This is a genomic window from Paraburkholderia haematera, from assembly GCF_905220975.1.
Classification (GTDB): Bacteria; Pseudomonadota; Gammaproteobacteria; order Burkholderiales; family Burkholderiaceae; genus Paraburkholderia; species Paraburkholderia haematera.
Genome location: NZ_CAJNBK010000013.1, coordinates 18,963 through 36,393, shown reverse-complemented (window position 1 = coordinate 36,393; position 17,431 = coordinate 18,963). Strand labels below are relative to the sequence as shown.

16 protein-coding genes are annotated in these 17,431 nt (G+C 60.7%); 11 read left to right on the top strand and 5 right to left on the bottom strand.

Translation table 11 applies throughout. The features are described from left to right. Position 1: 1 nt before the first annotated feature. The 5 genes from KHO23_RS35125 to cydX all read right to left on the bottom strand — a co-directional run bounded on the left by KHO23_RS35125 (position 2) and on the right by cydX (position 2,129). Complete coding sequence (locus KHO23_RS35125; RefSeq protein ID WP_236066945.1) at positions 2-532, bottom strand: PAAR domain-containing protein; 531 nt, start codon at positions 530-532, stop codon at positions 2-4. Beyond that, entirely contained in the window at positions 525-725 is a 201-nt protein-coding gene (locus KHO23_RS21495; protein WP_211613253.1) for a hypothetical protein, read from the bottom strand. The genes KHO23_RS35125 and KHO23_RS21495 overlap by 8 nt, the downstream gene beginning before the upstream one ends. 365 nt (positions 726-1,090) lie before the next feature. Continuing rightward, the gene (locus KHO23_RS21490; RefSeq protein WP_211613252.1) at positions 1,091-1,312 is read right to left on the bottom strand and encodes a hypothetical protein; all 222 of its coding nucleotides are present in this window, start codon (positions 1,310-1,312) and stop codon (positions 1,091-1,093) included. A gap of 53 nt (positions 1,313-1,365) precedes the next feature. Beyond that, the gene (locus KHO23_RS21485; protein ID WP_211613251.1) at positions 1,366-1,983 is read right to left on the bottom strand and encodes an AAA family ATPase; all 618 of its coding nucleotides are present in this window, start codon (positions 1,981-1,983) and stop codon (positions 1,366-1,368) included. Continuing rightward, entirely contained in the window at positions 1,980-2,129 is a 150-nt protein-coding gene (gene cydX / locus KHO23_RS21480) for a cytochrome bd-I oxidase subunit CydX (protein WP_211613250.1), read from the bottom strand. The genes KHO23_RS21485 and cydX overlap by 4 nt, the downstream gene beginning before the upstream one ends. Before the next feature lie 275 nt (positions 2,130-2,404). Here cydX and KHO23_RS21475 point away from each other — a divergent pair, with 275 nt between their 5' ends. From KHO23_RS21475 to KHO23_RS21425, 11 genes are all read left to right on the top strand, one after another. Next, the gene (locus KHO23_RS21475; RefSeq protein ID WP_211613249.1) at positions 2,405-2,845 is read left to right on the top strand and encodes a hypothetical protein; all 441 of its coding nucleotides are present in this window, start codon (positions 2,405-2,407) and stop codon (positions 2,843-2,845) included. A gap of 231 nt (positions 2,846-3,076) precedes the next feature. Further along, positions 3,077-4,054, top strand: coding sequence for a magnesium/cobalt transporter CorA (gene corA, locus KHO23_RS21470; protein WP_211613248.1), 978 nt, complete (start codon positions 3,077-3,079; stop codon positions 4,052-4,054). 269 nt (positions 4,055-4,323) lie between these two features. Further along, positions 4,324-5,286, top strand: coding sequence for a sugar ABC transporter substrate-binding protein (locus KHO23_RS21465; protein ID WP_211613247.1), 963 nt, complete (start codon positions 4,324-4,326; stop codon positions 5,284-5,286). 236 nt (positions 5,287-5,522) lie between these two features. Continuing rightward, positions 5,523-5,675: a hypothetical protein gene (locus KHO23_RS21460; protein WP_211613246.1), complete on the top strand. Its 153-nt coding sequence runs from the start codon at positions 5,523-5,525 to the stop codon at positions 5,673-5,675. 127 nt (positions 5,676-5,802) lie between these two features. After that, the gene (locus KHO23_RS21455; protein ID WP_211613245.1) at positions 5,803-6,846 is read left to right on the top strand and encodes a LacI family DNA-binding transcriptional regulator; all 1,044 of its coding nucleotides are present in this window, start codon (positions 5,803-5,805) and stop codon (positions 6,844-6,846) included. Between the two features lie 484 nt (positions 6,847-7,330). Further along, entirely contained in the window at positions 7,331-9,127 is a 1,797-nt protein-coding gene (locus tag KHO23_RS21450) for a methyl-accepting chemotaxis protein (protein WP_211613244.1), read from the top strand. Positions 9,128-9,472: 345 nt separating this feature from the next. Further along, positions 9,473-10,234 carry a 2-keto-4-pentenoate hydratase gene (locus tag KHO23_RS21445; protein ID WP_211613243.1) on the top strand — a complete coding sequence of 254 codons (762 nt, stop codon included), beginning with the start codon at positions 9,473-9,475 and terminating at the stop codon, positions 10,232-10,234. Positions 10,235-11,057: 823 nt separating this feature from the next. Further along, positions 11,058-12,980 carry a PrkA family serine protein kinase gene (locus KHO23_RS21440; protein ID WP_054039598.1) on the top strand — a complete coding sequence of 641 codons (1,923 nt, stop codon included), beginning with the start codon at positions 11,058-11,060 and terminating at the stop codon, positions 12,978-12,980. A gap of 140 nt (positions 12,981-13,120) precedes the next feature. Further along, a complete protein-coding gene (locus KHO23_RS21435; protein ID WP_211613242.1) occupies positions 13,121-14,392 on the top strand; it encodes a YeaH/YhbH family protein in 1,272 nt (423 codons plus the stop codon). After that, the gene (locus KHO23_RS21430) at positions 14,389-16,104 is read left to right on the top strand and encodes a SpoVR family protein (RefSeq protein ID WP_211613241.1); all 1,716 of its coding nucleotides are present in this window, start codon (positions 14,389-14,391) and stop codon (positions 16,102-16,104) included. Before KHO23_RS21435 ends, KHO23_RS21430 begins: the two co-directional genes overlap by 4 nt. Before the next feature lie 99 nt (positions 16,105-16,203). Continuing rightward, on the top strand, positions 16,204-17,355 hold the full coding sequence (locus tag KHO23_RS21425) for a GSU2403 family nucleotidyltransferase fold protein (RefSeq protein ID WP_236066944.1): 1,152 nt from the start codon (positions 16,204-16,206) through the stop codon (positions 17,353-17,355). Positions 17,356-17,431: the final 76 nt, after the last annotated feature.

The window sequence follows — 17,431 nt, the reverse complement described above, 5'->3', positions numbered from 1 at the left end:
GTTATCCTGCAAGATAAACGTTTATGTTCTCGGCGGCGGCAACTGACGACAGCAAATGTGTGTGTCCTTTCGCGTCTGTTTCGCCGTATTCAAATCCACCGGTTTCCCGTCGCAGCGCATACGCGGTGTTTGCAAGCGGGCGGCCAACGGCATCTCGCAGGATGAACCGGTCGTCATAGGTCATGACCGATGCACATGTTGCTGAAGTGGATTGGGCCGCGCTTGCCTTGCTGCTCGCACCTGCCGAACCGTGGTCCGAATTGAGAAAGTATCCCGGATTGCTACCGACGATTACCCGGTTCTTTCCGCACGGACAGAGTACCGAATCACCGTCAACAACTACGTTGCGCCCCTTGTCGGATATTCCCTTGCCGGTTCCAAATATCCTGTGGGTTCCCTTGCAGTTTCCACAGGTAGCGTGATCGTCATTCAGGGCAACCTTTTTTGCCTTATCGTTAATGCGGGTTGAAGTGCCAATGACATACCCACCCGTTGTCGTTGGATCACCGTTCCGTACGGCTGCCTTACGCATGGTTCGGCCCTCTGTTCGCGTCAATGCTCAGGCGCGGCATATAGGCCGGATCAAACAGGCATGGAATGAGTTCGCCGTGGCGAACCGATATGCCGTGGCCGTCCTGTAGTGTTTGCGTGATCGCGTCGCCACTACTCAGACAGGAACCTTCCGGCGCGGAGGTCAGCGCTTCCTCGTGTTGATCGTTACTCATTGCTCCTTCTCCTGATAAATGGGTGCGAATCGCCCACGCCACGCCACGCTAACGCGAAGGAGAAGGAGAAGTCAGTATCAATCGGACACGTCTGATTTATTTTCTGAGGATTGTTAATCGTTTTGACTAACGCGCTTCCTCGCAGAAACGAAAAAACTACCGTTGCGGGGTCGGCCTTCGTGCCATCTTTCCGGCTGTCAGATTGCGCTGCAGCGAGTGCGGCAGTATTTTCGACCAAGGCACGGGCGATATCTTCGCTGCCGCCCTACAGGTTTTGGAGGGCGGCGCGCGGACTGTGGCGTGTGTCCGTCGCTCTCTCTTTTGGGGGAAGATTCAATCACTTGCGGTATCACGCAGCAGGTTATTCATACAGCCGTCTGCGTCGGCGCTGCGCGTATGTCTGCTAGACCATCCTTGAACAGGGCAAAGATGAGAATCTGGGCAAGCGTTGAGAGTTCGGAGAATTGCTCAGAGACTTCCTCCAGACTCAACAACCCCGCCAGCGAGCGCAATTGATCCATGCGGATAACGGCGGCGTCAAACGGGGTGCAATCCTGTTGACGATCAGCGTGCAGAAATTCAGTCATGACGCGCCGACATTGCGTTTTCACATGCGGCAATGAAGGCAAGTACAGTGGCGCTACACAGGCACCGGCGGCATCGCCGACGACCCATGCGGTTCGCCTACGAGGTGTGCGAGCAACGCTTCATAGTCTGCGCGGCTCGGCGCGGTGTTGTCGAACATCACCAGATCTTTGCAAATCTCGCCGCTCGGCACGAAGCGGCGCTGCCGGTACTCGTCCCAATGCGCGAGCTTGTAGGCGTCGTTCGGATTGCCGCGCTCGGCGATACGCTGATGCGCCGTCTCTTCAGACGTGTGGATCCACACCACCCGCAGCGCCACGTCCGTGCCGATGCCCAGCCAGGCGCGATCGAAGAGGCGCCGCTCGCGCACCTCGCGCGACAGCGGTCCGACTACCAGCGCGCTGATGCCGAGTTCGAGATTGTCGCGGGCGGTGTCGAGCAGGCCGCGATACTCGGGGTCGCGCAGGTGCTGCAGGAAAAGCGGGCTGTCGCGGTCGTTCGGATCGCCGGTCAGCATGCCCATGGCGGCCGCGCTGTAGCCGCCGAACAGCGTATCTTTGTCGAGCAGGCAGAAGGGCGTTGCGCTCGCCCGCATGAGCGGGCCGATCAGCTTCTTTGCCAGAGTGGTCTTGCCGGTACCGGCATGACCACAGAAGAAAACCAGATGGGTCACGAAGACGTGTCCTCGGGCGCGGCGGGCGCGGTGCCGGCGTGCTGCGGGTCGCGCGCGAATTTGCCGCCGGCCTCCAGCCACATCACATTGATGATGCCGAAGCCCAATGCCACGCCGATGCCGAGAATCCAGGTGAAATACCACATTGCAGTCTCCTTGATCGTATGTCCGGCGAGGCAGGCGGTGAAGCGTTGCGCATGGCCGGTAGAGAGAAGCAAACATGCTGACAGACAAAGGTAGCATGCAGCGGGTCCGAGGGTAAATCCGCAGCGTGCGGCGCCCACAGCGCAGCACTTTGCAGCGATCATGAAGAAGAACGCGGTTCGGTGCAAGAGCGCGTGTAGAGGGTCGGCCGTTCGGCCAGGATGGCGCAATGCGCCTATAACAAGAGCAGCACCACCCACAATACGGGAGACCCAGCATGCCGATGCGTCAGCACTTTCACTGCAAAGCCGCGCTGCTTGCGCTGGCTATCGCGTCGCTCGCCGGTTGCGCCTCGACCCCTGCCGAACCCGTCCCGTTCAAGGAGGTGCCGCAAGCGCGCATCGTCCAGCCCGGCTACACGCAGCCCGGCACCGGACTGGTTGCCGTGGACGTGCGGCGCGAACGCTCTCGCGACCTTATCGTCCGGTTCCGCGACGCCCTGGTGTATATCGACGGCGAGCAGGTCACCGATCTGATGAACGGCGAACATGTGGTCTTCTATCTGAGCCCGGGCGTGCATCGCGTCGGTGTTTCGACGCAATTCGATCCGGTTGTGGAAATGCGCTTCACGGTCACGGCCGATACGCGCTATACGAACCGCGCGTCGGTCACCTTCGACCAGGATCACCGCATCGCTTTGCGCAGGGTTGCCCAATAGCGCAGGGCCGCGACTGACAACGCCGCACTGCGGCGGCCCGTGTCGAACTGTGCCCGCGGCCGCAACGGCCACCGCCACTGCCGTGCCCAAGCTCTTTGACAATTGGATACAGTACGTTCACGTCTAGCCTTTAACATGGCGGCTAGCGCGTATTCGTTCATGCAGATCGGCCACCGGGCCTGCGCACGTCGCGAAGCCGGCCGGTCTGTTCCGTTTTCAAGGAAATCCAAAATGCTGATCAATTGCGCCGCCTATCAGGACGGCCGGAAGCTGGCTGACATCGATATCGATAGCATCAGCGACTACGTGGCGCGGCCCGAATGCTTCGTCTGGGTCGCGCTGAAAGACCCGGAGCCGGATGAACTGGCCGTGATGCAACACGAGTTCGGCCTGCACGAGCTCGCGATCGAGGATGCGCAAAACGGGCATCAGCGTCCGAAAATCGAAGAGTACGGCGAGTCGCTGTTCGCCGTGATGCATACCGTGGAAATGGATGAAGACGGCGAACTGCTGATCGGCGAGGTCGACGTGTTCGTGGGGCACAACTATGTGCTGTCGGTGCGCCGCGGCACGCGCGCCGGCTTCCAGAACGTTCGCGCCCGTTGCGAACGCGAGCCGCAATTGCTCAAGGAAGGCTCGGCGTTCGTGCTGTACGCGCTGGCCGACGACATCGTCGATCGTTATTTCCCGATCGTCGAGGCGATGAACGCCGAGATCGAAGCACTCGAAGACCGCATTTTCGAGCGCAATAATTCGGCGGCGTCACGGGTGATTATCGAGGATCTGTACTCGTTGAAACGCCGTCTCGTGATCTTGCAGCACCACATTTCACCCTTGCAGGAAGCGATCGGCAAATTGACGGGCGGCCGCATTCCGAGCATCTGCGAAGGTATGCAAGCCTATTTCCGCGACGTCTACGACCACCTCGAGCGGATCGTCAAAATCATCGACGGCCGGCGCGAAATGGTGGTGACCGCGGTGCAGGTCAATCTGGGGATGATCTCGCTTGCCGAAAACGAGGTGACCAAGCGGCTCGGCTCGTTCGCCGCGTTGTTCGCGGTGCCGACCATGATCGCCGGCATCTACGGGATGAACTTCCAGAGCATTCCCGAGTTGCATTACAAGTATGGTTATCCTGTCTGTATTGCCGTGATGCTGACCGTGGATCTGGTCCTGTTCTGGCGCTTCCGTAAGTCCGGCTGGCTTTGAGACACCGGTAACCCGTCGCGCCGCGCTGATCCCGCTTGCACCGTACGCGATAAAAGTCCAGCATCGACGCACTTTGCGCGTACCGGTGCACCGCAATACCGCGAATCGTTGACAGTCCGAACCGGGCGCGCTGAGAATAGGCCTCGCAAACGTTTGCGAAAAGCGGTTTGCGAAAAACGGTTTGCGAAGAACTAAAAATACGGCTCGCCCGCGAGTCCGATCGACCGCGAGTCCGATCGAGTGCGAGCCCGATAAACCCGGAGAGATGCATGAGCCATCGTATTCGCCGCCGCATGCTGGCGGCCGCCGTTCTCGTCACCGTCACCGCCGCTTTGCCGTTTTCCGCCGCTTACGCGCAAAGCACGCCCGCCCATAAGCCGAAGGTCGCGCTGGTGATGAAGTCGCTCGCGAACGAGTTCTTCCTGACCATGGAAAACGGTGCGAAGGACTACCAGAAACACAATGCCTCCCAGTTCGACCTGATCATCAACGGCATCAAGGACGAGACTGATACCGCGAACCAGATCCGGATCGTCGAACAGATGATCGTCTCGAAGGTCGACGCGATCGTGCTGGCTCCGGCCGACTCGAAGGCGCTGGTGCCGGTCGTCAAGAAGGCGGTCGATGCGGGCATCATCGTCGTGAACATCGATAACCGGCTCGACCCGGACGTGCTCAAGTCGAAAGACCTGAACGTGCCGTTCGTCGGTCCGGATAACCGCAAGGGCGCGCAGAAGGTCGGCAATTACCTGGCCAAAAAGCTGAAGGCGGGCGATGAAGTCGGCATCATCGAAGGCGTGTCGACCACCACCAACGCGCAACAGCGCACCGCGGGCTTCAAGGACGCCATGCAGACCGTCGGCGCCAAGGTCGTGTCAGTGCAATCGGGCGAATGGGAAATCGACAAGGGCAACGCGGTGGCGTCGGCCATGCTCAATGAGTATCCGAACCTGAAGGCGCTCCTCGCCGGCAACGACAACATGGCGATCGGCGCGGTCTCGGCGGTGCGCGCGGCAGGCAAGCAGGGCAAGGTGCTGGTGGTCGGCTACGACAACATCAACGCAATCAGGCCGATGCTCAAGGACGGCCGCGTCCTTGCCACCGCCGACCAGTACGCCGCCAAGCAGGCCGTGTTCGGCATCGACACCGCGCTTAAGGCGATCAGCGAACACAGGAAGCAGTCGCAGTTGTCCGGCGTGGTGGAAACGCCGTGCGACCTGGTGACGAAGTAAGCGTCACGCGGTTAGTGCCGAAATGCGGACTGCGAGATGCACCGCAGGAAGCACCGCGACACACCGACGCACACCGCGCACACCGACGCACGCGGGTTCGCACCCACTCCGTTTCATGCTGAATGCATGGAAAAACGCAAGAATCCGTACCAATTCAACAAACGCTCAAGAAACCTGCTGCGCCGCCGTTAAATCCAGAGGTAAGCGCCCGACATCCATGAAGCAGGGAGTCTGTCATGACCGGTCAATCGGTGCGTGAAGCATCGGGTGGCAAGCCGGAGGCGCGTCAGGACGGGGCAGCGGCCACGCCGCCCGCCGACCCGTCCGCGCCGCTGGTTGGTAAGCGGCAAGCCGGCCAGCACGCTCACCGGCCGATCGGGAGCAGTTGAAGCGGGAAGTGCAGAAATTGCTGTAAAGCGTAAGTATTCATGGGTTTGGTCTGTCTTCGATGAAGATGTCCGGTAGGTTGCCAGGTGGCGTGGCCGGCGGGAACAACAGGCAGGAGAGCAACAGGTTATGGCGACGATCAAGGATGTAGCGGCCGTGGCAGGCGTGTCGTTCACGACGGTATCGCACGTGGTGAACAACTCGCGGCCGGTGTCGGCCGACGTGCGCGCGAAGGTCGAGCACGCGATCCGTCAGCTTCACTATGTGCCGTCGGCGGTGGCACGCTCGCTCAAGGCGCGCGCGACGGCGACGATCGGTCTGGTGGTGCCGAACAGCACGAATCCGTATTTCGCCGAGATGGCGCGCGGTATCGAGGATGGTTGCTCGCGCAACGGCTACTGCCTGTTCTTCTGCAATTCCGACGACGATCCGGCCAAGCAGCGTAACTATCTGCGCGTGCTGCAGGAAAAACGTATCGACGGACTGATCGTCGCCTCCGCGGGCGATGACGCGGTGCTGGCGCAGACGCTCGCCGACTCCCACGAACCGCTGGTCGTCGTGGACCGCAATATCGAAGGCATCAACGCGGATCTCGTGCAGATCGACCACGAGAAGGGCGGCTACCTCGCAACGCGTCATCTGCTCGAACTGGGGCATGTGCGGATCGGCTGCATCACCGGGCCAGTGAAGACGGCGGTGAGCGCCATGCGCTTGCATGGTTTTATCCGCGCCATGACGGAGCGCGGCATCGAGATTCCGGCCGGTGCGATTGTCGAAAGCGATTTTTCGGGAACAGGCGGCCATCGCGCGGCTGGACAGCTGTTCGATACCGTGAACCCGTCGGCGATTTTTGCCGGCAACGACATGATGGGCATCGGCGCGTTGCGCGCTGCGGCGGAGCGCAATATCAGCGTGCCGCGCGATTGCTCGATCATCGGTTTCGACGATATCGAACTGGGACGATTCACCTATCCGGCGCTCTCGACCGTGGGGCAGTCGGTCCGCGCGCTCGGCGACATGGCCGCGCAGACGTTGATCGAACGCATCGCCGGGACCTCGACGGGCAGTCCTCCGCGCGCGCCGGGCCGCCGGCGTGTCGTGTCGCCGCGCCTGATCGTGCGCGAATCCACCGCGACATGGGCCGGCGTGGCCCGGCGCGATCTGGCGGCCTGATAGCGCGCGCTGCTCTGCCGGGCGCGAGCCGGAAGGCATCGCACCCGGTCTTTCGTGCTGTTTTTGCACTGCCGATCGTGCGGGAAAATCGGCCATACAGCCAGGCGTGAAGGCTTTGCGCCGGTGCTTAAGCGCGTCATTGTGTCCCGCAAGCCGGGCGCTCCGCTCGGGCGCTCCATTCACACCCCTGCCTTACACCTCCCACCTATCCGATCCTGGCCTTCCGGGCCGTCGGAATTCACTTCTCTGGCTGGCAGAAACGCTGCGAAACCTCTGCGCAGGCGGCGCCTGTCATCGGTTTGTAAATTCTTCCAATTGCTTACAACGGTTTTCTTCATACCATATAAAACCTTCAAGTCCGCAAAGGGAATGCCGTAAACCTGACTATTAGAGCGCGGCTTCAAATCAGCGCCATACAGGCAGACGCCACACGCGATTTCGCGCTGCGCACGCAGCCTCTCATTTGCTAAGACCAGGAACAAGCATGTTGAACAAAGGCATCACGATCAAGGCGCGGATTGGCCTCACGATGGCTTTTCTCGCCGCGCTGCTGGTGGCCATGGGCGTTTTCGGTTTGTTCGGCATGAGCCGTTCGAACGACGCTTATCAGGACACTTTCACGAATGCCATGCCGAGCGCTGTCGATATCGGCAACGCCGAGCTGTATGCGGCGCGCGAGCGGCTGGCGCTCGACCGGGCGGCGTTCATGATCGGCACGCCGGACGCGGCGTCGGCGCTCGAGCGTGCGCGTGGAATGCGCGCGACGTCCGACACGTGGTGGAAAAAGTATATGGACCTGCCGCGCGACGCTGAGGAAGACCGTCTCGCGCAGGACGTCATCGCCAAACGCGACGCGCTGCATCAGCAATTGGACGCGTTTGCGGCGGTTATCGCGGCGAATGACCAAAGCAAGGTGGTTGACGCAGCCAAGCGCTTGCAGGTGACCTACAACGAACTCGCCAACTCGGACGACGCGCTGCGCAAGTTCCAGTTCGTTTCCGCCAAACAAGGTTACGACTCCGCGCAAAGCAGCTTCGAAGTATTCCGCATGGTGAGCGCCGGTGCTCTGCTGGTCGGCGTGCTCGCCGCTGTGCTGTCCTATCTGACGCTCAGCCGCGCGATCGGCCGCCCGCTCGACGCAGCCCTCGGTCATTTCGACGCGATCTCCGCCGGCGATCTGCGCCGCCCGGTCGTGGTCACCTCGCGCGACGAAATGGGGCGGTTGCTTGAAGGCATCGCCAAAATGCAGCGCAGTCTCACCGAAACGGTGCGTACGGTGCGCAGCGGCAGTGAGTCGATCGCGACGGCCACGCGCCAGATCGCGGCCGGCAATATCGACCTGTCCTCGCGTACGGAAGAACAGGCCTCGGCGCTGCAGGAAACCGCGTCGAGCATGGAAGAGCTGACCGGCACGGTCAAGCAGAACGCCGACAACGCTCGCCAGGCGAGCTCGCTGGCGGCCAATGCGTCCGAGATTGCCAACAAGGGCAGTGCGGTGGTCGGCCAGGTGGTCGGCACGATGGGCGACATCAATCAGAGTTCGGCGAAGATTGCCGACATCATCTCGATCATCGAGGGGATTGCGTTCCAGACCAACATCCTCGCCCTGAATGCGGCCGTGGAGGCGGCGCGGGCCGGCGAAGAAGGGCGCGGATTCGCGGTGGTGGCGGGCGAAGTGCGCAGCCTCGCGCAGCGTTCTTCGGCGGCGGCCAAGGAGATCAAGGAGCTGATCGACACCTCGGTGGAGCGTGTGCAGTCCGGCTCGGCGCTGGTCGACGAAGCGGGCCGCACCATGACCGAGATCATCAGTGCGGTGCAGCGCGTGACCGACATCATGGGCGAGATCGCGGCGGCCTCGGAAGAGCAAAGCAGCGGTATCGACCAGGTGGCGCGCGCGGTCACCCAGATGGACGAGGTGACGCAGCAGAACGCCGCGCTGGTCGAGGAAGCGGCCGCGGCGGCGTCTTCGCTCGAAGATCAGGCCGGCAAGCTGCGTACCGCGGTCGCGGTGTTCCAGCTCGAAGAAAGCGGCTACAAGGCGCCGGTGAGCGCGGCGCCGAAGCGCGCGGCCGCGCCGGTTCGCTCGACGGCGGCACGCAAAGTGTCACATTCCGCGTCGCAAGCGGCTGTGCAGCCCGCTGTGAAACCCGCTGTGAAGCCCGTTACAGCCGCCAAGGCACCGGCGGCACCCGCCGCAACGCCGGCTGCCGCCGCGCCGACGAGGGCGCCCGCCAAGGCAGTGGCAAGCTCCGGCAGCGATCAGGACTGGGAAACCTTCTGATCGGCCACCGTGCTGCAACATTCGTTCCCGATGCAGCATGAGACAGAACCACGTTGATGCGGATCGGCCGCATGACGATAAAGACCGCGATTGCACATGCAACCGCGGTCTTTTTTCATGGTCTGCGGACTAAGTGACGTTCATAAACGTGGTCGGCACCCTGGCGAGCGCCGTGATCCGGTACATTGACGGGCGCGACTACCGCTCGTATCGGTAACCTCGCCGCTGCCGACAGTCAGCGCGCGGACCGTGAGCCCGCTTTTCCCAACTGTCGCAACACTGCGCGGCAGTCCACCGTTCAACGCGCCAGCCCACCGCTCAACGCGCCAGCCATAAAGGACCGACATGACGCAATACGACCTCGCGCACCGCCTCGTCGAAGCCCGCCGGCAGCATCGCCCGATCGATGCGCCCCCGCTCGATAGCCTCCCGCCTGACGCGGCAACCGCCTACGCGATCCAGCAGGCTGTCATCGCAGGTCTCGGCGACGCGACGGGAGCGTGGAAGATCGGCGCCAGAGCGCCGGGCGGGGCCGCCTCGGGCGCGCCGATTCCGGCTTCGCTGGTGGTGCCGTCGCCCGCCCGGGTGGGCCATGCCGGCTTCTTCCGCGTGCTGGTGGAGCTGGAGATCGCCTTTCGCTTTGCCGAGGCAATCGAGCCGCGCGGCCGGGCTTATGCGCGTGACGAGGTGCTCTCGAAGGTGGGTGTCGTGCTGCCGACCATCGAGATCGTGGATAGCCGCTTCGCCGAATGGCCCAATGTCGCGCCGCTCGCGCAACTGGCCGACGCACAGAACAACGGCGCGTTGATCACCGGCCATCCGGTTGCCTATGCGGGCCTCGCCCGCGGCTTCGATTTCGTGTCGCCTGAACTGGAACTGAGCTTCGACGGCGACTCGCTGGTGCCGGACACCACCGGCAACCCGGCCGGCGATCCGCGCGAACTGCTGGTGTGGTTCGTCAACCATTGCGCCGCCATGGGCATCACCATCGAGCCGGAATGGACGCTGACCACCGGTTCGTACGTCGGTGCGCACAATGTGGACAAACCGGGCATTGTGCGCGGGCACATCGACGGTCTTGGGGAAGTGGAGATTGAACTGACCTGAGCGTGGCGCGGGGTACCGCACCTCACGTGTAACGGCCCGCCAGCTACTGCCGGTGTGTTACCGCCTATTACGAAGCATCGAGCAAACGGCTGCCCGCGGGCAGCCGTTTTACATTTGGCGCATCTGCGCGGGACGCTTTGCCGTATACACCTATGAATCGGCTCATTGTGCGGTCGTCATCCAGTTATACGTCCGGCCGACCATGCCGCCGGTACGGTTAATACCGGGGCTCCGCGTGAGCGGCAAGCGCGGCGATACACATGCACGCCATGGCAAACGGCATGGAACAAATCCACCAGTGCGTTGACGAACCTCCAGGCGATGCACCCGTGAACAGCGCTTCTGGTCAGCACGGCGAACGAACATGTAACACCATGCTTCGCGCTGTAGACCAAACGGCGATGCCGCACGTTGATAAAAAAGTACCATGGCACACGAATTTGCATGACGTCCGCGTTCGATGCGACAAAGTGTGCGCGTGCAGACAGGCTGTCCGGTGCAGCAGCGAGATCGTTCGATGAATGAGGCGATTCGTGTAACAGGGGGATGCGAACTGTGCTGAACAGCACGGCGAGCAGAGGGTGTTGGACGGGCAGCAACGTGAGCCGGCAGTCGTTGCGTATGCGCTGCAATGCGAGTGCAAGATTGTAGGTGAGCGTATCTGTGTTTCCAAGTGAGGATTGTAGGGGGGCCAACACGGCACGATTTTCATCACGTAGTCCGTGAAAAAAAATTTAAAAGGGTTTAGGATGAATTCGAGCGATGTCGTTTCCGAATAGCGCGCCGCGCACGACATCGGTCTAGACTTCGGCGAGGAGGTAGCATGGATATCTACAGCAGTTTCGCGACCCGCTTCGAGAAAACGCGAGAAGACGAACTCTCGCTCGAGGAGTATCTCGCGCTCTGCAAAGACAATCCCGCCGCGTACGCCACGGCCGGCGAACGCATGTTGACGGCAATCGGAGAACCAGAACAGATCGACACTCGCAACGATCCGCGCATGTCGCGCATCTTCGCGAACAAGGTCATCAAGGTATACCCCGCATTCCGTGAGTTCTACGGAATGGAAGAGGTGATCGAGCAGGTGGTCGCCTACTTCCGGCACTCGGCCCAGGGGCTCGAAGAAAAGAAACAGATTCTGTATCTGCTGGGACCGGTCGGCGGCGGTAAATCGTCGATCGCGGAACGTCTCAAGCAACTCATGGAACGCGTGCCGTTCTACTCGATCAAGGGCTCGCCCGTGAACGAGTCGCCGCTCGGTCTGTTCGATTACGACGAGGACGGTCCGATCCTCGAAGAGCAATACGGTATTCCACGCCGCTACCTGAAAAATATTCTGAGCCCGTGGGCGGTGAAGCGCCTCCACGAATACAACGGCGACATCCGCAAGTTTCGCGTGGTGCGCCGCTACCCCTCGATCCTTCGTCAGATCGGTATCGCCAAGACCGAACCGGGTGACGAAAACAATCAGGACATTTCGTCGCTGGTCGGCAAGGTCGACATCCGCAAGCTCGAACAGTACGCACAAGACGATGCGGACGCATACAGCTACTCCGGTGGCCTGTGCCTCGCGAATCAGGGCTTGCTCGAGTTCGTCGAAATGTTCAAGGCGCCGATCAAGGTCTTGCACCCGCTCCTGACCGCAACTCAGGAAGGCAACTTCAAGGGTACGGAAGGCTTCGGCGCGATCCCGTTCGACGGCGTGATCCTCGCCCACTCGAACGAGTCGGAATGGAAGGCGTTCCGCAACAACCGCAACAATGAAGCACTGCTCGACCGGATCTTCGTCGTGAAGGTGCCGTACTGCCTGCGCTATGGCGAAGAGGTCAAGATCTACGAGAAGCTGTTGCGCAATTCATCGCTGGCCAGTGCGATCTGCGCGCCGGGTACGTTGAAGATGATGGCGCAGATGTCGGTGCTCACGCGCTTGCAGGAACCGGAGAATTCCAGCCTGTTCTCGAAGATGCAGGTGTACGACGGCGAGAATCTCAAGGACACCGATCCGAAGGCCAAGTCGTATCAGGAGTACCGCGATTTCGCGGGCGTGGATGAAGGGATGACCGGCGTGTCGACCCGCTTCGCGTTCAAGATCCTCTCGCGCGTGTTCAACTTCGATTCGACTGAAGTCGCGGCGAATCCGGTGCACCTGATGTATGTGCTCGAGCAGCAGATCGAACGCGAGCAGTTCCCACCGGAAACCGAACAGAAGTACCTGTCGTTCATCAAGGACGTGCTCGCTTCGCGCTATGCCGAGTTCATCGGCAAGGAAATTCAGACCGCGTATCTGGAGTCGTATTCCGAGTACGGTCAGAATATCTTCGATCGCTACGTGACGTATGCGGACTTCTGGATTCAGGATCAGGAGTTCCGCGACCACGACACCGGCGAGAGTTTCGATCGCGCGGCGCTGAACGCCGAACTGGAGAAGATCGAGAAACCCGCGGGTATCAGCAACCCGAAGGACTTCCGCAACGAGATTGTGAACTTCGTGCTGCGTGCGCGTGCTGCGAATGCGGGGAAGAATCCCGCGTGGATCAGCTACGAGAAGCTGCGCGTCGTGATCGAAAAGAAGATGTTCTCGAACACGGAAGAACTGCTGCCGGTGATCTCGTTCAACGCCAAGGGCTCGGCGGAAGAACAACGCAAGCACGAAGACTTCGTCAACCGGATGGTGACGAAGGGCTATACGCCGAAGCAGGTGCGCTTGCTGTGTGACTGGTATCTGCGCGTGCGCAAGTCGTCATGATACGCACTGCGTGCCGCCCGCGCGGCCCAACCGCGCGGGCACCTTGCGAGACGCATGTTGCATGGACATAGCGTTGCGTTTGCAGACATGCCTATGCGACGTGCGTCTCGCGCAGCCGAAATTACAGCTGGAGACCGGGCGTGCTTCATCAAATCATCGACCGCAGGTTAGCTGGTAAGAACAAGAGCATTGCAAATCGCGAGCGCTTTTTGCGACGCGTTAAGAACTACATTCGTCGCGCCGTTTCGGAAGCCGTGCGCGACCGCAGCATCAAAGATATCCAGAACACCCAGAGCATCACGATTCCGCGCAAGGACATCGCGGAGCCGTCGTTCCGGCATGGTCCCGGCGGCAAGCGGGAAATGGTGCATCCGGGCAACTCCGACTACATCCGCGGCGACAAGATCCAGCGCCCGCAAGGTGGCGGCGGCGGAGGCGGGGGCAGTCAGGCCAGCAACGAAGGCGAAGGTCAGGACGACTTCGTGTTCGAGCTGAGCCGCGAAGAATTCATGCAGTATTTCTTCGACGACCTCGAACTCCCGCGTCTCGTCAAAACCCATCTGATGGCCGTGCCTACGTGGAAAAGCATCCGCGCCGGCTGGGCGGCCGAAGGCACGCCGAACAATATCGACGTGGTCCGTTCGCTGCGCAGCGCGCTCGGCCGCCGGATTGCGCTCGGTGCGCCGCTCGTCAATCAGTTGCACGAGATGGAACGGCAGCTCGACGTGATGAAGGCCGATCCGGCCGACCGTCGCGAAGAGATCAAACTGCTCGAAGAGGAAATCCACCATTTGCGCGGGCGCATCTGGCGCATTCCGTTTATCGATCCGTTCGATCTGCGCTACGTGAATCGCGTGAAGCAGCCTACGCCGTCGAGCCAGGCGGTCATGTTCTGTCTGATGGATGTGTCCGGTTCCATGGACGAGCAGCGCAAGGATCTCGCCAAGCGCTTCTTCATCCTGCTGTATCTGTTCCTCAAGCGTAACTACGAGAAGATCGAGGTGGTGTTCATCCGCCACCATACGCGCGCCGAAGAAGTCGACGAAGACACGTTCTTTCATTCGACGGAAAGCGGCGGCACGGTGGTGTCGAGCGCGCTGGAACTGATGCAGAAGGTGATGGACGAGCGCTATTCGCCGACTGAATGGAATATTTACGGCGCTCAGGCTTCCGACGGCGACAATTGGACCGACGATTCGCCCAAGTGCCGCAAGATACTTTCGGATGACATCCTGGAGAAGGTGCGCTATTTTGCGTATATCCAGGTCACGCCGGAAGAGCAGAACCTGTGGCTCGAATATGCCCAGTTGGCGCTCAGCCAGCCGCACATGGCAATGAAGAAGGTCGAAACCGCGGCTGACATTTATCCGGTGTTTCGGGAATTGTTTGAGAAGCAGGTGGCGTCTTCATGACCAAGCACCTGCACAACGAAGCGCGCGGCTATCAGCCGGAGCGTGGGAAAGGCGTGCCGCAGCAGCAACAGTCGGGGCATGCCAAGGCGAAGGCGGACGATACTGGGGCCGCCCCAGCCGGAGCAGTCGACGCCGCTGCAGCACGGGGACACACCGGAACGCCCACTGAGGGGCAAAGGGAAGTCCGTATGAACGTAGCCGATAGACGGCCTTTGCCGTGCCCGTCCGACTGGACCTTCGAATTGATCGAAGAGTACGACTCCCATATCGCTCTTGTTGCAGAGCAATATGAACTCGACGTGTATCCGATCCAGCTCGAACTGATCAGCGCCGAACAGATGATGGACGCTTACGCGTCCGTCGGCATGCCGGTGAACTACCGTCACTGGTCGTTCGGCAAACACTTTCTCTCTACGGAAAAGAGCTACCGTCGCGGGCAGATGGGGCTGGCGTACGAGATTGTCATCAATTCGAACCCTTGCATCGCGTACCTGATGGAAGAGAACACGATGACGATGCAGGCGCTCGTCATCGCGCACGCGGCCTACGGGCACAACTCGTTCTTCAAGGGCAACTATCTGTTCAAGCTGTGGACGGATGCGCACGCGATCATCGATTACCTCGTCTACGCGAAGAATTACATCGCGGAGTGCGAGGAGCGCTTCGGGCTCGACCGGGTGGAGGAACTGCTCGACTCGTGCCACGCGTTGATGAACTACGGCGTGGACCGTTATAAACGTCCGCAGAAACTGTCGCTGGAAAGGGAGTTTGCGGCGCGCCGCGAACGTGAGGCTTATCTGCAATCGCAGGTCAACGAGTTGTGGCGCACCTTGCCGACCCGGCATACACCGTTGCCGGAGGAAATCGAGGAACGTTACCCGCCTGAGCCGCAGGAAAACCTGCTGTATTTCGCGGAGAAGAACGCGCCGCTGCTCGAGCCGTGGGAGCGGGAAGTGATCCGCATCGTGCGCAAGGTCGGGCAGTATTTCTATCCGCAGCGGCAAACCCAGGTCATGAACGAGGGCTGGGCCACGTTCTGGCACTACACCTTGCTCAACACGATGTACGCCCAGGGCAAGCTGGAAGACGGTTTCATGATGGAGTTTCTCCATTCGCACAGCAATGTGGTCTACCAGCCGCCGGTCACGAAGCCTTACTACAGCGGCATCAACCCGTACGCGCTCGGTTTTTCGATGATGAGCGACATTCGCCGGATCTGCGAGGCGCCGACGGAGGAGGACCGCAAGTGGTTCCCCGAACTGGCGGGCAGCCCCTGGCTGCAGGCGATGCACTACGCGATGCGCAACTTCAAGGACGAGAGTTTCGTCGCGCAGTATCTGTCGCCGCATCTGATCCGCGAGATGCGTCTATTCTCGGTGCTCGATGACGATATGCGCGATGCGCTCGAAGTGTCCGCGATTCATGACGACAGCGGGTATCAGTACGTGAGGCAGGCGTTGTCGCGGCAGTACGACATGCATCACCGGGAGCCGAATATTCAGGTGTGGGCGGTGAATACACGTGGCGACCGGAGTCTGACGCTGCGGCATTTCATGAGCGACAACCGGCATCTCTCCGGCGATAGCGATGAAGTGCTGAAGCACATGGCGCGCTTGTGGCAGTTCGACGTCTTTCTGGAAAGCGTCGATGAGAACGGCACGGTGAGGAAGCGGTATGAATGTAAGTATGTGCCTCCGGCGATAAGGGTTTGAGTTCGTTCGGTCTTGTCACATGGAGGCTGGTTGTTGAGTTGTCAGAGGCCCCTGTTTGTCTACGACGAACAGGGGCCTTTTTCGTGCAAAGTCTGGTGGATGACTCGGCGCCCGTTTTTCAGTAATTCTCGAAAAACTACTGAAAAACACGCGGACTCACGTTTTTCAGTAAAATATAAAAAATTACTGAAAAATCTCATGTCGCCTTTTCCTCTCTACGAGCAGCAGGAACAAGCCTACTGTTCCCAGTTCGCCAACATCGAACAGGCAGCGGCCACTCAGGATAGGGTCCTGATGGGCGCGCCCGGAACGATTATCGAGCACAAACGGGGCGAAGCCGTCTACTACGCCCGTCAATATATGGGGCCGGAAGGCAAGAGGCAGGAGGAGAGCCTTGGCGGTCCAAAGGGCGATCCTGAGGTGGACCGCCGCGTGGAAGAGGTGCAGCACCGCATCGATCTGAGCAAAGATCTCATTTCGCGAATCCGCGACCTGGGCAAGCTGGGCTTCCAACTGGCAGACAACGAGACCTACGCTACCGTCGGCGTTCTTTACAATTACGGCCTTTTCGATGCCGGGGCCGTGTTGGTCGGCTCGCACGCCTACGCCGTGATTCTCAACGCGCTTGGCATCAAGGCCGTCTCATACGAGACCGAGGATATCGATATCGCGCGCCGGCATCAGCTCGCGCTCGTCAACGTTCCCGAAGGCGGACTGCTCGCAATGCTGAAAGAGACCGGCATTAACTTCGTGCCAGTCCCCGCCATGAAACGCGGTGAGGCATCCACATCGTTTACAGAAGCAGGAAAGTCGCGCTTTCACGTCGATTTGCTGGTTCCCTCGCATGACGACTCGTTTCCCACGGTGCAGGTCGCCGAGCTCAACACGCATGCCACGGGCTTGCCGTATCTGGCCTATCTGCTGGGCCGCTCTCAGACCGGAACGCTGGTGTCACGGCATGGTGCCGTGCCCGTGCGCGTACCTGACGCGGCCCGTTTTGCAATCCATAAACTACTCGTGTCGCGCCTGCGTACGAACACGCTCGTCAAGTCGCAAAAGGACGTGCGTCAGGCGTCGGTATTACTGGCTATGCTCGGCGAACATCGCACCGGCGATATCGAAGACGCCTGCGCCGACCTTCCGCGGTCGGCTCGCGCACTCGTTCGCCGCACCTTGCCCGAGGTCGAAGCGCTGATGCGCGACGCTCACGAAGCCGGGCTCGACGAACTCGCAACCAGTCTCGCCGGATAGTCCCTAACAAACTCCCAACTTTTTCTTGCCATTCTGTAAAATTCGCGGCACGCGCGTTACGGATGCCACTGCGGCA